The sequence below is a fragment of the Staphylococcus sp. AtHG25 genome, from assembly GCF_003217445.1.
In the GTDB taxonomy this organism is placed as follows: domain Bacteria; phylum Bacillota; class Bacilli; order Staphylococcales; family Staphylococcaceae; genus Staphylococcus; species Staphylococcus haemolyticus.
On record NZ_QJSN01000004.1, the window covers coordinates 75,872 to 91,037 of the forward strand.

Annotated in this window: 14 protein-coding genes; 3 read left to right on the top strand and 11 right to left on the bottom strand. The window is 32.3% G+C overall.

What is annotated here, in order from left to right; genetic code table 11:
* Positions 1 to 7: 7 nt before the first annotated feature.
* Both BDW31_RS04525 and BDW31_RS04530 read right to left on the bottom strand, forming a co-directional pair.
* A complete protein-coding gene (locus BDW31_RS04525) occupies positions 8 to 946 on the bottom strand; it encodes a DHH family phosphoesterase (RefSeq protein ID WP_053024763.1) in 939 nt (312 codons plus the stop codon).
* A gap of 37 nt (positions 947 to 983) precedes the next feature.
* Positions 984 to 2,288, bottom strand: coding sequence for a DRTGG domain-containing protein (locus BDW31_RS04530; protein WP_110709223.1), 1,305 nt, complete (start codon positions 2,286 to 2,288; stop codon positions 984 to 986).
* A 228-nt stretch (positions 2,289 to 2,516) separates the two neighbouring features.
* Here BDW31_RS04530 and BDW31_RS04535 point away from each other — a divergent pair, with 228 nt between their 5' ends.
* Positions 2,517 to 2,930: a universal stress protein gene (locus tag BDW31_RS04535; RefSeq protein WP_037551038.1), complete on the top strand. Its 414-nt coding sequence runs from the start codon at positions 2,517 to 2,519 to the stop codon at positions 2,928 to 2,930.
* 121 nt (positions 2,931 to 3,051) lie between these two features.
* Here BDW31_RS04535 and BDW31_RS04540 read toward each other — a convergent pair whose 3' ends face one another.
* Positions 3,052 to 3,741, bottom strand: coding sequence for a metal-dependent hydrolase (locus tag BDW31_RS04540; protein ID WP_011275517.1), 690 nt, complete (start codon positions 3,739 to 3,741; stop codon positions 3,052 to 3,054).
* Positions 3,742 to 3,895: 154 nt separating this feature from the next.
* Here BDW31_RS04540 and BDW31_RS04545 point away from each other — a divergent pair, with 154 nt between their 5' ends.
* A complete protein-coding gene (locus BDW31_RS04545) occupies positions 3,896 to 4,951 on the top strand; it encodes a M24 family metallopeptidase (RefSeq protein WP_053024765.1) in 1,056 nt (351 codons plus the stop codon).
* Positions 4,952 to 5,023: 72 nt separating this feature from the next.
* Here BDW31_RS04545 and ald read toward each other — a convergent pair whose 3' ends face one another.
* Complete coding sequence (ald, locus tag BDW31_RS04550) at positions 5,024 to 6,145, bottom strand: alanine dehydrogenase (protein WP_037551040.1); 1,122 nt, start codon at positions 6,143 to 6,145, stop codon at positions 5,024 to 5,026.
* A gap of 145 nt (positions 6,146 to 6,290) precedes the next feature.
* Here ald and BDW31_RS04555 point away from each other — a divergent pair, with 145 nt between their 5' ends.
* The gene (locus tag BDW31_RS04555) at positions 6,291 to 6,788 is read left to right on the top strand and encodes a universal stress protein (RefSeq protein ID WP_037551041.1); all 498 of its coding nucleotides are present in this window, start codon (positions 6,291 to 6,293) and stop codon (positions 6,786 to 6,788) included.
* Between the two features lie 148 nt (positions 6,789 to 6,936).
* Here BDW31_RS04555 and BDW31_RS04560 read toward each other — a convergent pair whose 3' ends face one another.
* The 7 genes from BDW31_RS04560 to ezrA all read right to left on the bottom strand — a co-directional run bounded on the left by BDW31_RS04560 (position 6,937) and on the right by ezrA (position 15,123).
* The gene (locus tag BDW31_RS04560; RefSeq protein WP_053024766.1) at positions 6,937 to 8,133 is read right to left on the bottom strand and encodes an acetate kinase; all 1,197 of its coding nucleotides are present in this window, start codon (positions 8,131 to 8,133) and stop codon (positions 6,937 to 6,939) included.
* 81 nt (positions 8,134 to 8,214) lie between these two features.
* On the bottom strand, positions 8,215 to 9,162 hold the full coding sequence (locus BDW31_RS04565) for a class I SAM-dependent methyltransferase (protein ID WP_037536841.1): 948 nt from the start codon (positions 9,160 to 9,162) through the stop codon (positions 8,215 to 8,217).
* A 132-nt stretch (positions 9,163 to 9,294) separates the two neighbouring features.
* The gene (gene tpx, locus BDW31_RS04570) at positions 9,295 to 9,789 is read right to left on the bottom strand and encodes a thiol peroxidase (RefSeq protein ID WP_110709225.1); all 495 of its coding nucleotides are present in this window, start codon (positions 9,787 to 9,789) and stop codon (positions 9,295 to 9,297) included.
* Positions 9,790 to 9,879: 90 nt separating this feature from the next.
* Positions 9,880 to 10,656, bottom strand: a complete 777-nt coding sequence (locus BDW31_RS04575; RefSeq protein ID WP_037551043.1) for a sulfite exporter TauE/SafE family protein — start codon at positions 10,654 to 10,656, stop codon at positions 9,880 to 9,882.
* Positions 10,657 to 10,697: 41 nt separating this feature from the next.
* Positions 10,698 to 11,921 (bottom strand): tRNA uracil 4-sulfurtransferase ThiI, encoded by a 1,224-nt coding sequence (thiI, locus tag BDW31_RS04580; RefSeq protein ID WP_037551044.1) that lies wholly within the window; start codon positions 11,919 to 11,921, stop codon positions 10,698 to 10,700.
* A complete protein-coding gene (locus BDW31_RS04585; RefSeq protein WP_085060167.1) occupies positions 11,922 to 13,058 on the bottom strand; it encodes a cysteine desulfurase family protein in 1,137 nt (378 codons plus the stop codon).
* A 370-nt stretch (positions 13,059 to 13,428) separates the two neighbouring features.
* The gene (gene ezrA, locus BDW31_RS04590; protein ID WP_037551046.1) at positions 13,429 to 15,123 is read right to left on the bottom strand and encodes a septation ring formation regulator EzrA; all 1,695 of its coding nucleotides are present in this window, start codon (positions 15,121 to 15,123) and stop codon (positions 13,429 to 13,431) included.
* Between the last annotated feature and the right edge of the window lie 43 nt (positions 15,124 to 15,166).

The following is a 15,166-nucleotide window of genomic DNA, read 5'->3' on the forward strand; positions in this document are numbered from 1 at the left end:
CTTAAATTTATAATTTCTGACGTAAAGCTTGTGCTAATTCTTCAAATTCATCCCAACTATAGACTGACACACCTGATGCATTTGGGTGGCCTCCCCCACCAAATTGATTAGCGACATCATTAATAGTGATCCCTTTAGATCGAATACGACATCTAATTTGATCTCCCTCATCTACACCAAACACCCATATTTTTAAACCGCTAATATCCGCAACTGTATTTACAAATTGAGAAGCTTCATTAGGCTGAATGTCAAACTGCTTTAAAACATCATTAGTTATTTTAATTTGACAATATTCATGTGAATCTGATAGTTCAAAATTTTGTAAAATATATCCTTGGAAAGGCATTAACTTAGGATCTTTTTCGGACATTTTATTTAATTCAGCATTATGATTGAATGGATATGCCAATAATTGACCAGCAACTTCCATTGTATGGGGTGATGTATTACTAAATAAGAATCGCCCTGTGTCTCCAACAATACCTAGGTACAATACTCGAGCTACATGTTCATCAATTATACTTAGATCATTAAAATGTACGATGAAATCAAATATAATTTCACTTGTAGAAGATGCTTCAGTATTAACAAAATTTACATCACCGTATTGATCAGTAGCAGGATGATGATCTATTTTAATTAATGACTGTCCATTTAGATATCTTTGATCATCAATACGTGGTGCATTTGCAGTATCACATACAATTACAAGTGCATCACCATATACACTGTCATCAATTTCATCTAAGTCTCCTATAAATGATAATGATGGTTCAGCTTCACCTGCAGCATAGACATTTTTTTTAGGGAATTTTCGTTCAAGATATAACTTTAATCCAAGCTGTGAGCCATAAGCATCTGGATCAGGTCTCACATGTCTATGAATAATAATTGTTTCTGCCTCTTTAACTCTTTGCATGATTTCATTAAAAATTTCTACCATTGTTAAATCTCCTTAAATTAGATTTATTACTTTAAAATTAAATACTTTGCATATCCTCAAACATCTGACAAATTATCATTGCATTTGCGACTTTTTCATTACCACTTACCATCGCGACTTCCAATTTAGCAAAGTTCCTTCCAACATCGAGCATGTCATATTGAACTCTAATTGATGCTTCAATTGGCACAGTTTTAATATAGATGATATTTAAACTTTCAATCATAACATCTACCTTTTTATATTTTCGCAATTCATGCTTTATTGTTTCTTCAATAATAGCGACTAATACAGCCTTACTTAATGTGCCATATTGATTGGTTAATAACGGAGAAACCTCAACCGAAATATCACTTTGTGAAATCGTAATATGTTTCGCTATTTGATCATTAATCGTCTCACCTATTTGAGGTTGTCTGACAATAAGTTGCATCGCTTTTAATACGTCATCTCTCGTTATTACACCTATTGCTCTTTTATTCTGAGTTACGGGTAATATCTCAATTCCTTCCCAAATCATAATGTGAGCACAACTCGCTACCGTTGTATTTAATTCAACATTGATAGGACGTTTCGTCATTACTTTAGCAATGATATCATCCGAATTCATTTGAATGACTTCCTTACTCGTAACGATTCCAACTAATCGCCAATCTTTATCTACGACTGGAAACCTTGAATGACCTGTAACTTTGGCACGTGATTTATAATCTTCAATACCCATTTCATCAAAAATAACCGTCATATCATTAATTGGTTTCACTATATCTTCAACTATTAAAATTTCTTTTCTAATCATTTGATTATACATTGCTCTATTAATAATATTGGCTACAAGAAATGTATCATAATTTGAAGACAGAATTGGTAACTCATGATTATTAGCATAATCTATAATTTTTTGTGTTGTTTTAAAACCTCCAGTAATAAGTACGCCACTACCTCTTTTTAGCGCTTCTAACTGAACATCAGGCCTATTACCTACGATTAACAATGTATGATGACTTAAATATTTAACCACATCTTTTAGTTCCATTGCACCTATCGCAAATTTTGAAACACTTTTTGTTAATCCATTTTTGCCACCAATGATATCTCCATCAATGATTTTTAAAATTTCTTTAAATGTAAGGTTCTCAATCTCCTCGCGATTCTTTTTATCAATACGTACTGTACCTACTCTATCAATGGTAGTTACTAATCCAAGTTGTCCGGCATCTTTTATAGCTCTATATGCCGTCCCCTCAGATACTTTCATTACTTTGGCAACTTTCCTAACAGAAATTTTTTGGCCAACATTTAACGATTCTATGTATGCTATGATTTGTTCATGTTTAGTCATTGATAATACCTCTTTATAATGTACAGTGTTTTATTTATTATAACTTTTTAATTATAAAAAATCGATTTAGAAAATGTAAATTAATTAGTTTTAAAAACGCTTCATCAGTTTGATTTTTTATTAATTAATAAATCAAGTTATGTTAATTAAATCTTTAATTATTTTAATTATATACATTGGTAAAATTAAAATATTTTATATATAATTGTTTATGAGGAGGGATGACCTATGTATAAAAATATTTTATTAGGTGTAGATACTCAATTAAAAAATGAGAAAGCGTTGAAGGAAGTATCAAAATTAGCAGGTCCAGATACCGTAGTAACTATTTTAAATGCGATTGGTGAACAGGACGCACAAGCATCAATTAAAGCTGGTACGCATATTAATGAATTAACTGAAAAACGTAGTCATTTGCTAGAAAAAACACGAACTACTCTAGAAGACTACGGAATTGATTATGATCAAATCATTGTGCGTGGTAACCCTAAGGACGAATTAGTGAAACACGCTAATAGTGGTAAATATGAAATCGTCGTTTTAAGTAACCGTAAAGCTGAATCTCAGAAAAAATTCGTATTAGGCAGCGTAAGTCACAAAGTAGCTAAACGTGCTACTATCCCTGTATTGATTGTAAAATAGTTAGTAAAATTCAAAAGATGCGTCAAAATAAAAGCACAAAGATGATTGTTCATGTATAAATCACCTTTGTGCTTATTAATTTCATTAAACTAATCAATTACTTCATTTATATTTACATTTATTAAAATGATACAGACTCACCAGGTTCTAATATTTGTACTTCACCTTCATGCACTGCATCCTTAAATTGTTGTGGATCTTGTTCAATTAAAGGGAAAGTATTGTAATGAACTGGAACCGAAATCTTAGGTTTAACAAATTCATTAATTGCATAACTTGCATCATCAATACCCATAGTAAAGTTATCACCAATTGGAACAAAACATACATCAACAGGGTGTCTTTCAGCAATTAATTTCATATCACTAAACAATCCTGTATCACCCATGTGATAAATCGTTTTACCTTCAACTTCTAATATAAGTCCCATTGGCATGCCTAAGTAAACAGGGATACCATCTTCATGTGTGAAACTTGAACTATGGAAAGCTTGAACATATTTAACGCTACCAAAATCAAATTTAGCTTTGCCACCGATATTCATACCATGAACATCTTCTACACCGTGATAAGTACTTAAATACCCTTGTAATTCAGCAGAACCTATAACAGTTGCGTGATTACGATTTGCTAACTCAACTACATCGCCAAAGTGATCAGCATGACCATGAGTTAAAATAATATAGTCTACATCTAATGTTTGTTCATCTAAATCACATTTGTCATTACCGGAAATAAATGGATCTACAATTACTTTTTTACCATTACCCTCAAAATAAATCGTTGATTGCCCATGAAAAGAAAGTTTCATAATTATAGCCTCCTATTGCTTGATTACTATAATTATACCCTAGCCGTAAAAGATATAACATGAAACTAAAATAATCGCTTATCGTATTAAATAATTTTGAATTCTAAGCTGATTAGACGTAAAATTAACATAAATACTTAATGGAGATGATTGAATGAGTAAAATCGAAAAAATAACTAAACAATTACAACATGAACAAGCTGACGCTGCATGGATAACAACTCCTCTCAATGTATTCTACTTCACTGGATATAGAAGCGAACCTCACGAGAGATTATTTGCACTATTAATTACAGCAAATGGAGATCAAACCTTATATTGTCCAAAGATGGAAGTTGAAGAAGTTAAGAATTCTCCATTTAAAGGAAAAATCATTGGTTACTTAGATACTGAGAATCCATTTGAAATTGACCCTTCATCTTTTAATAAGTTATTGATTGAAAGCGAACACTTAACAGTAAAACGTCAACGCGAGTTAACTCAAAACTTTGGTGTTCAGCACTATGGAGATATTGATCAAACAATTAAAGAATTACGTAATATTAAAAATGAATCCGAAATTGAAAATATTCGCGAAGCGGCAAAGCTCGCTGACAAATGCATCGAAATTGGTACCGAATTCCTTAAAGTCGGTGTAACAGAACGGGAAGTAGTCAATCATATTGAAAATGAAATCAAAAAATTTGGTGTTAGTGAGATGAGTTTTGACACAATGGTATTATTTGGAGATCACGCAGCATCACCTCACGGAACTCCAGGAGAAAGGAAACTTGTTAAAGATGAATATGTATTATTTGATTTAGGGGTTATATATAATCATTATTGTAGCGATATGACACGTACAGTAAAATTCGGAACCCCTTCTGAAGAAGCTCAAACAATTTATAATATTGTTTTAGAAGCAGAAACCAATGCTATTGAGGCAATTAAAGCGGGCGTTCCTTTACAAGATATTGATAAAATCGCTAGAAACATTATAAGTGATGCTGGATATGGTGATTATTTCCCTCACAGATTAGGACATGGCCTTGGTTTAGAAGAGCATGAATATCAAGATGTTTCAAGTACAAATTCAAACCTACTTGAAGCAGGGATGGTTATTACGATAGAACCTGGTATATATGTACCTAATGTTGCTGGCGTACGTATTGAAGATGATATTTTAGTAACTGAAAATGGTTATGAAATACTAACAAACTATGATAAATAAAAATTAAAAATCCAGTTGAGTTAATAGTAAAAAACTATGTACTCAACTGGATTTTTTATATTAAATCAATTATTAATCTTCTTTTAATGCATCTTCAACAGACGTATATTCTAAACCGAACGCTTCAGCTACTCCTTTGTGAGTTACATAACCTTTGTACGTATTTAAACCTAAAGATAATGCGTGGTTAGCTTTAAATGCTTCACGGTAACCCTTACTAGCTAATAATTGCGCATAAGGTAATGTTGCATTATTTAATGCAATTGTAGATGTACGAGGTACTGCACCTGGCATATTCGCAACTGCATAGTGAACAACACCATGTTTTACATATGTTGGATCATCGTGTGTCGTAATTTTATCTGTAGTCTCAAAAATACCACCTTGGTCAATAGCAATATCAACAATCACTGAACCATCTTTCATTTGTTTAATCATATCTTCAGTTACCAAGCTAGGTGCTTTTGCACCAGGGATTAATACGGCACCAATAACTAAATCACTTTCTTTTACTGCATTTTCAATATTTAATGGGTTAGACATAATTGTGTTCACACGGCCATCAAATAAATCATCTAATTCAGCTAATCGTTTAGGGTTTACATCTAAGATTGTAACATTAGCACCTAAACCTAGTGCGATTTTAGCCGCATTTGTACCAGCTTGACCGCCACCGATGATAGATACTTTACCTTTTGGTACTCCAGGAACGCCTCCAAGTAAAATACCCATTCCACCGTTAAATTTTTGTAGGAATTGTGAGCCAACTTGAGCAGACATACGTCCAGCAACTTCACTCATTGGTGTTAATAATGGTAATGAACGGTCAGGTAATTGAACCGTTTCATAGGCAATACCTACGACTTTATTTTCAACTAACGCTTGAGTTAATTTTTCTTCATTTGCTAGATGTAGGTATGTAAATAAGATGAGTCCTTCTTTGAAATATTTATACTCTTCTTCCAATGGTTCTTTAACTTTAATAACCATTTCTACATCCCAAACAGATGACTGTTCAGATACAATGTTAGCACCTGCATCTTTGTAATCTTTATCTTCAAAGAATGAACCTAAACCAGCATCTTTCTCAACAAGTACTGTATGTCCTTGCTCAACTAATGCATGTACACCACTTGGTGACAAACCAACTCTGTTTTCGTTATTTTTTATCTCTTTTGGAATACCAATTTTCATTCCATCCACCTCCATCACTATCGTAACGCTAAACCAATGAAAGCGCAATCAGAAAAAGTACACATTATTGTTAAAATATAAAGAGCAAAAAAATTCTGAAATTTGTGGTAATATATAAGTAAGAAAAGCTAAGGGGGTTATTAAGATGTTAACATACAAAAACATTTTAATCGCAGTTGATGGTTCACACGAAGCTGAGTGGGCTTTCAACAAAGCAGTAGACGTAGCTAAACGTAATGACGCTAAATTAACTATAGTGAACATTATCGATTCAAGAACGTATTCTTCTTATGAAGTATACGATGCACAATTCACTGAGAAGTCTAGGAGTTTCTCTGAAGAATTGTTAAAAGGTTATCAAGAAGTTGCAACACGTGCTGGAGTTACTAACGTTGAAACTCGTTTAGAATTTGGTTCTCCTAAAGCAATTATACCTAAAAGGTTAGCAAGTGAATTAGGTGTAGATTTAATTATGTGTGGTACTTCAGGTTTAAATGCCGTTGAAAGATTTATTGTCGGTTCTGTATCTGAAGCAATTGTACGTCACGCACCATGTGATGTATTAGTAGTACGTACAGAAGAAATCCCTGAAGATTTCCAACCTGAAGTTGCAACGCCAGAATTTAGAAAACAATATTCATAAAAGTTATATCTAATTATTCATTTACAAAGTGAGTTTAATATGGCGATAAGGTCTTTGACTTTATCGTCATTATTTATTTGTCACAATTTTATTTAAAAAAGATAACATACATTGTCTAATTACAATGCATGTTATCAGTATTAATAAATTATAATTCGCCAAATTTAACTGTATCTCTAGCAATCATAACTTCTTCATTTGTTGGAATAACAATAACTTTAACTGGTGAGTGTGGGTAATTGATAAATCCTTCTTCACCACGCATTGCTTCATTTTTCTTAGGATCCCAATAGATGCCCATGAATTCTAAGCCTTCTAATACTTTAGCACGAACTGTTGAAGAGTTTTCTCCTACACCAGCTGTAAATACAATGACATCCACGCCATGCATTCTTGTAGCATAAGAACCAATATATTTATGAATTCTTGAAGCAAATACGTCTAGTGCTAATTGTGCACGTTCTTTACCTTCTTCTGCATCACTTTCAAGGTCACGTAAGTCACTTGATGTACCTGAAATACCAAGTAAACCTGATTCTTTGTTTAACACATTAAGAACTTCTTCGGCGTTTTGACCAGTCTTTTGCATAATGAAAGGAATTAATGCAGGGTCGATATTACCTGAACGTGTCCCCATTGTAACACCCGCTAATGGAGTGAATCCCATTGATGTATCGATTGATTCACCACCATCGATGGCAGCAATTGATGCACCATTACCAATATGACAAGAGATAATACGTAACTCTTCAATTGGTTTATTCATGATTTCAGCAGCACGTTGTGATACATATTTGTGACTTGTACCATGGAAACCATATTTGCGAATACCATAATCTTTATAGTATTGGTAAGGTAAGCTATATAAATATGATTGTTCTGGCATTGATTGGTGGAATGAAGTATCAAACACTGCTACATGAGGAATGTTTGGTAATAATTTTCTGAATGCACGGATACCCATTAAGTTAGCAGGGTTATGTAATGGTGCTAATTCACTTAATGACTCAATTTGTTCTTCCACTTTATCTGTAACTAATGCTGACGTTGGGAATAACTCACCACCGTGCACGACACGATGTCCTGTACCAGCAATATCATTAATGTCATCAATGATGCCATGTTGTTTGCAACTGTCTAACATGATGTTAATTGCTTCTTCATGATCCTTGATATCTTTAACATCTTTAATTTTTTCACCATTCACTTCAATTGTGAAGATTGAATCTTTAATACCGATACGTTCGATTAAACCTTTTGTTACTAGAGTTTCTTCAGGCATTCTTATTAGTTGGAATTTTAAAGAAGAACTACCAGCGTTAATCGCTAAAACTAAACTAGACATATATTATTGTCCTCCAATTTATTAATTAATATCCATATTTATTTAACCATTAATACAGCCATAATTCAAGAATATCACAGTTTATTTTTGAGGATGATTGTCTTTCATCCAAGTATTTAATTCACCAATAAATCCTTGGAATTGATTAGGATTTTTAAAATCAGGAATATTTGCTAATAACACTTCAACTGGCTTAGTCTCATTCGATTTTTTCTTTTGTAAAATCAATATTGATTTACGCGCATTTTCGTTCTTAAATAGCGTCTTAGGTAAATTTAGAAATGCTTGCATTTCTGTTTCTGTAGCAATGAAATTTTCCAACTGTTTTACATTGTCATCTTCAAAAATATTACTTGGAACTACTAAAAATGCGAAACCAGATTGTTTCAAGGCAGTAATTGCTTGTTCAATTAGTAAATAGTGAGAATAGCTATGCCCTTCTTTAAAACCTAATTGCATTTCATGACTTCGTTCATCTAGAGGATAATATCCTATCGGTAAATCACCAATAACAATATCCGCTTCTTCTAATGGTAACGGCATAATTGCATCCTGAGGATAAACATCAAACGGTATCTCCAAGAAATTTGCTAAATGTACACTAACTCTTGAAAGTACCGGATCAACTTCAATAAGATGATGCATAATTGTAGTATCCTTAAGCACTTCATTAACAGATGCACTTAAATGGCCTGCACCACTAGCGATATCTACAACATGTAATTCTTCGTTGTTTTCAGTAAATTTTTGAACTAAAAATCCGAGAATTAAACCAATAGAATCGGGTGTTATTTGGTGATTGGCTTGAATCGTTTCTTCTTGCATTAAACTTAAATAAGCGAACTGAAATGCTTTTCTACGATCTTGTAATGTGGCTTGTTCCAATAATTCACGTTTATTACTATAAACATCTTCCATCGCTAATCCTAAATTCTCAATAAAACTTTGACCATTTTGTTCATTTAAAGCTTTAGCTTTTTCATCTAATGTTTTGAAAAGCTTTTCCATGATTGTTTGTTCTTCACTCATAAACTTAATCCTCTCCATTAAAAAAGTGTCCATTCGGTTTATTTCTTAATAATAATCAACGCTAATTTAAAGTAGCATTTCTGAAATAAATATGGACACTTTTACGTTATATCTATCTTCTAAAAATTGATATTAAATGTTGCGATATGCTTCTAATGCAGCATCAAAGTTAGGGAAATCAGTACCTTCACTAACTAATTCTTTATATACAACTTTGTCATTGCTATCTAATACAAAAACAGAACGAGCTAATAATCTTAACTCTTCCATAACAACACCATATTGTTGACCAAATGATAAGTCTTTATGGTCACTTAAAGTAATAACGTTGTCTAAACCATTTGATGCACACCATCTTTTTTGAGCAAATGGTAAATCTGTAGAAATCGTTAAAACAACACCGTCTTCTTGCGCCGCTTCTTCATTAAATTTACGAGTTTGTTGGTCACACACACCTGTATCAATAGAAGGTACAACGCTGATTAATTTCTTTTGACCTTTATAATTTTCTAAACTAACTTCATTTAAATCGTTATCTAATACTTTAAAGTCAGGAGCATGTTGCCCTTCTGATACTTCAGAACCAGCTAAATGAATTGGATTATTTTTAAAAGTGATTTGTGTCATGATGAAATGACCTCCTATAGTATTTATCATTATATTGCTATCATACGACAGTCGTAAAACTTAAATCAATCATTTAAAACTAAATCATATCTAATGTTGAAGTAGTTGTAAAATGTAGTCATATGTGTTTTTCAATATTAGAACTGTTGTAACGATGATAAAAAGTATCTTTACATAACCAACACCATTACTTATGGCAAATTGTGCACCTACATATGAACCAATTATCATACTTACAGCCATAATTAAGCCATACACAAAATCAACCTGACCTAAGATAATAAACAGAACTAATGCACCTAAATTAGAAGCAAAGTTTAAGACTTTCGCATTACCTGCTGCACTTAAAAAATCAAATCCAAACATAAGCAAAACAAATAACATAAAAGAGCCAGTGCCTCCACCTAAGAAACCATCATAAAAGCCAATCATTAACATTAAAGATACAAAAATGACAGCTTTACCAATTGTTAGCTTAGAAAATGTGCGCACATTTCCCCAATCTTTTTTCGTAATTGTATATATCAGTACAAGGCTCAATATAATGATAATTAAAGGCATTAAAACTTGTGCAGGCAACATAGTAGCTAAACTAGCACCGCCTGCTGCAAATATAAACACAAATGGAAATAACTTAAGTACAATATTTAAATCTACTTTGCCTGAACGTATAAACTTAATTGCACTTGTAAGCGATCCAAATGAACTGGCTAATTTGTTAGTACCAATGGCCAATGAAGGTGGCATTCCTATAGCTAATAGAGCTGGTGTTGAAATTAGGCCCCCACCACCTACTACTGCATCGATAAAAGCAGCTAAAAATCCAAATGCTATAATAATCAATATAATATTTAGCGTTATCTCCATGATGCATATCCCCTTTGTTTTTAATACTTGATTACTCCATTTTAGAATAACTCATCAATTAATGCATCAGTGTTTTGGTCTTTTTCGCTTTTATAATCTTTGTTAATCGTTAATGTTTCAATATTATCTGCTGCACGTTGAACCATTTCATCGAAGTTAAATACACTTTCATATTTAATTACTTTATCAAAATCTGGTTCAGTTACAGGATTTTTAGGAGTGAAAATAGTACAACAGTCTTCATAAGGTTGAATCGAAACATCAAATGTACCAATCTCTCGTGCTTTCTTGACAATATCTTCCTTATCAAGCGAAACAAGTGGTCTTAAAATCGGAGTAGAAGTCACATCATTAATTGCGTACATACTCTTTAATGTTTGACTTGCCACTTGTCCTAAATTTTCACCGTTAACAATCGCATTAGCCCCAACTTTTTCTAATACAATATCCGCTACACGTAACATCATGCGACGTGTAGATGTCATTGTGTATCTAGGATGAACTACTTTATTTATTTGTTTTTGTAATTCTGTAAATGGCACTATATGCAATTTTATTGGCCCCACTCTTTCAGAGAGGATACGTGTAAGTTCAATCACTTTGTCTTTAGCTTTTTCACTAGTGAAAGGTGGACTATGGAAATGAATCGCTTCTATATAAACACCACGTTTCATAATTTCCATTCCAGCTACTGGAGAGTCTATGCCTCCTGACAACATTAAGAGTGTTTTACCGCCAGTGCCAACTGGTAAACCACCAGCACCTTCATAAATTTGTGTGAATACATACACACCATCCATTCTTACTTCAACTCTTACGTTATAATCCGGTTGTTTCACATCAACCGATATATCTTCAGTTGCTTGTAAAATCGCACCTCCAAGTTCACGTTGTAAAGCATATGTGTCCATTGGAAATGACTTATCTACACGTTTAACATCAATTTTGAATGTCTCTCCCGGTTTAAAATCTTGAGCTAAATCAACACATAATTTTTTTATTTCATCTAATTCTTGAGATGTTTTATGAACAGGACTAATAGATTTAATACCAAATATTTTAGTTAAGCGATTGATTACCTCTTGTGCATCCGCTTTTTCAGTTAATGAGATATACATTCTATCTCTCTTACCTTTAACATGCGTTCCTTCTATAGTTTGTAAAGACTTAATAACGTTATCTTTCAAAGCATTTACAAACTTTTTCCGATTTGTTCCTTTTAAAGTCAGTTCACCATATCTAACTAATAAATGATCAAACTCCATTTACTTTAACAGCTCCTTAATTTCTTTGTATATTGTTCCAAATTTCACTTTAAATTGATCAATATCTTCTTGAGTAGTCATATCTCCTAAGGATAATCTAATACTTCCTTCAATTTTATTATCCGGAAGTCCCATTGACATTAAAACTTCATTTAGTTTCCCTCTTTTAGATGAGCAAGCGCTTGTAGTTGAAACCATGATATCCAATTTAGAAAATGCATTAACTAAGACCTCACCTTTCACACCTGGAAACGCAATATTTAATATTTGCGGTGCACAATCCATAGGAGAATTGATATATACACCTCTAAACTCTTTTAAAAATTCACGTAATTCATGGTTATAATCACTTAATCGTTGATTACGTTCATTTAAATTATCCATTGCTAAAGTTATTGCTTTCACTAGTGACACATTCATTGGCAAGTTCACTGTTCCACTTCTTACGCCGTATTCTTGTCCTCCGCCATGAACAATAGGCTCTAATTTATCTTTATTGTCAATTAATAGGAGACCTTGTCCTTTAAGTCCATTAAATTTATGGCCACTAAAGCTTACACTATTAACACCTTCAAGGTTCATTGTTACCTTTCCCAAAGCTTGAACTGCATCAACGTGTAAATGTGCTTTAGGATATTCTTTTAATATGTTCACTATTTCATCAATAGGTTGAATTTGTCCCATAATATTATTCACATACATACAAGAAACAAGGCCGACCTTATCATTCATCAATGAAGCTAAATGTTCAATATCAACACGACCATTCGCATTAACATCAACATATTTTAAGACAAACCCATCTTCTTCTAAATATCTCATCACTTCTAAGACGGATGGATGTTCTAAAACGGAAGTAATAATTTCATTTGCAAATTGCTTTTTACGATAAGCAATACCTTTTAAAGCTATATTATTCGATTCAGTGGCACCACTTGTGAAAATAACATCTGTATTTTGTCCTATAGATAACATTGAAGATATACGTTCCTTTGCTTGTAGAAGCACCTTCTCCGCTTGCAAGCCCCACTTGTGAGGACTATTTGGATTGAAATAAACAGTTTCATTTACTTTATTAAATGAATCGAGTACATCTTTATGAGGCTTAGTAGTGGCTGCATTATCAAAATAGATCACTTAAAACACTCTCTTTCATTCACTATTAAATTATTTACCCTTTGTAAATTTATCGTTTATAGACATATTATTCAAAAATAGATACTAAAGCATTATACTATTTTTAAATAAAAATAAAAGGCGTCGGACTCAAATTAAATGATTTTGAGTTGAAAACTTATTTAGCATTATTTATTAAGCGTTCCGAATTTGAGTAACCCCCCTTAATTTCAATAACTTTATATAAGTTTAAATAAATCAAAAAAGATGGGACAGAATTCATTACGAATTCATTGTCCCACCTCAAAATAGACTACTATTTATTTGCTTTAACCTAACATTTATTACTTACCAAAGTTATAAATGTTTATTGTCAATATGACAAGCGAAATTAACCTTTGGCTACCTCATCTTCAATATATTTAGTAATTCCAGGTTCTACACTTTCAAGTGCTTGTTCTGAAATTTCAATTGATCGTTTGTAACGATTATTTTTAAACAAGCGTTCTGCTTCGTTTAAACTCTTATCTACATTATTATGATCTTTACGATAACGGTTACCATATTGAATTAAACGTTCTGCGTATACGGCATTCACCAATACATCATTTGCTTCATCTTCAAAAGTATTCATTTGAATAACAATTTTGGCAACTTTATCTTTAAGTTGTTTAACGTGAATTGGACGTTCACTAAATTGATCATTAGTTTCACGAACTTCATGGTCAATTTCATTTTTCATAATAATGAATCTTTCAGGTACACTTGTTAAATTTGAAGCTAAAAGTCGGCGATAAACTTCTTCTTTTTTAGATTGAATTCTTAACAGATTATCTTCTGCCTCAGCTTCATCCTCTCTCAATTGAATAAGATGATTTTGTAATTTTTCTTGGTTCTCATTAATTACTTTAACGTGATCGTCTAAATATTCTAAGTTGTCTTTAACTTCGCTGTAACGTACAGCAGATTTAGCCATTTCTTTAAGAATTTCATCATATACTGCTACTAAATTTTGAATTTCGTTCTCATGTTGTCTAATGCTATGAACATCGCTTTCATTAATGAAATAATTTTCACGAATATAGTCAATTTCTGTACGTAATGTGTAATTCATCTCTCGTGCTTTGAACAATTCATCAGTAATTTGTTCTTTAGTTTCTTCCACTTCATTTTTAGCTTTAACTTCATGCTCAATCAAATCATACATTTCATCAAGCTTATCATTAATTTGTTCAAGTTTATCGTTTGCATTATCTAACTCAAGACGACTGATCATAGGTTCTACAAAATTCAACTCTGTCTTTAAGCTTTGTAGCGTACCATCGATTTTAACGTGATCTAGATCATAACCGTTCATCTTTAAGTCACGACAACCATATTTTAAATCTTGAAATTGCCCAGGTAGTTCTTTTTGAGCTTCTCTAATTAATTCTGGAATTTCATCCATATACTTTTGGACTTCATTCATAGATTCATTTAGACCCATAATGTGGTTATGTGCTTGAACGTAATTACCTTCTTCTTTAAGTTCTTCATACTGTACAAGTTCTGGCTCAAATGATTCAATTCTTTTTTCAAGTGGTGAAGCTGCATCGCCGAACTGATGTCTGTTAGCTAACACATCACGCTTCATTTCTCGATAATTAGTCTTGCACTTTTCATAAACTTGTTCATTTTCCTTATGTAAAGATACAATTTCATTAACATCTTCAACTTGTTGTTGATACCCAGCTTCATATTTATCCATTAATTCATGTGCATCGTCAATATCACTTTGAGCTCCAGAAAATTGAAACTTATCAAGTTGAATTTCAGCATCGTGGATTTTTTCCTCTACGGGTGCTAAATAGTTATTTGTATAGTCTAAGGTGTCTCTCTTAAAGGCATCATATTTTGTTCTAGTTTCCCCTTTTAAATTTAATTCAGAAAGTTGTTTTAAATTTTCTTCAAAAGGTAATCTTTGAACTTTTAACTTACGTTCTTCAGCTTCTTCAACAATTTTTCGTTTGTTAGAACGTAAATAAAACATGATTCCTACAATGATTAAAACAATGATAATTATTGCTAATATTGTGTATAAAACCATCTCATTCTCCTCCTATGTTATCATTATTATAACGCAAATACCG

Coding starts and splice junctions, on each gene's coding strand:
- tpx (WP_110709225.1), bottom strand. CDS start 9,789: ATGACACAAATCACTTTTAAAAATAATCCAATTCATTTAGCTGGTTCT.
- BDW31_RS04535 (WP_037551038.1), top strand. CDS start 2,517: ATGTATAAAAATATTTTATTAGGTGTAGATACTCAATTAAAAAATGAG.
- BDW31_RS04545 (WP_053024765.1), top strand. CDS start 3,896: ATGAGTAAAATCGAAAAAATAACTAAACAATTACAACATGAACAAGCT.
- BDW31_RS04540 (WP_011275517.1), bottom strand. CDS start 3,741: ATGAAACTTTCTTTTCATGGGCAATCAACGATTTATTTTGAGGGTAAT.
- ald (WP_037551040.1), bottom strand. CDS start 6,145: ATGAAAATTGGTATTCCAAAAGAGATAAAAAATAACGAAAACAGAGTT.
- ezrA (WP_037551046.1), bottom strand. CDS start 15,123: ATGGTTTTATACACAATATTAGCAATAATTATCATTGTTTTAATCATT.
- BDW31_RS04530 (WP_110709223.1), bottom strand. CDS start 2,288: ATGACTAAACATGAACAAATCATAGCATACATAGAATCGTTAAATGTT.
- BDW31_RS04555 (WP_037551041.1), top strand. CDS start 6,291: ATGTTAACATACAAAAACATTTTAATCGCAGTTGATGGTTCACACGAA.
- BDW31_RS04575 (WP_037551043.1), bottom strand. CDS start 10,656: ATGGAGATAACGCTAAATATTATATTGATTATTATAGCATTTGGATTT.
- BDW31_RS04525 (WP_053024763.1), bottom strand. CDS start 946: ATGGTAGAAATTTTTAATGAAATCATGCAAAGAGTTAAAGAGGCAGAA.
- BDW31_RS04560 (WP_053024766.1), bottom strand. CDS start 8,133: ATGTCTAGTTTAGTTTTAGCGATTAACGCTGGTAGTTCTTCTTTAAAA.
- BDW31_RS04565 (WP_037536841.1), bottom strand. CDS start 9,162: ATGAGTGAAGAACAAACAATCATGGAAAAGCTTTTCAAAACATTAGAT.
- thiI (WP_037551044.1), bottom strand. CDS start 11,921: ATGGAGTTTGATCATTTATTAGTTAGATATGGTGAACTGACTTTAAAA.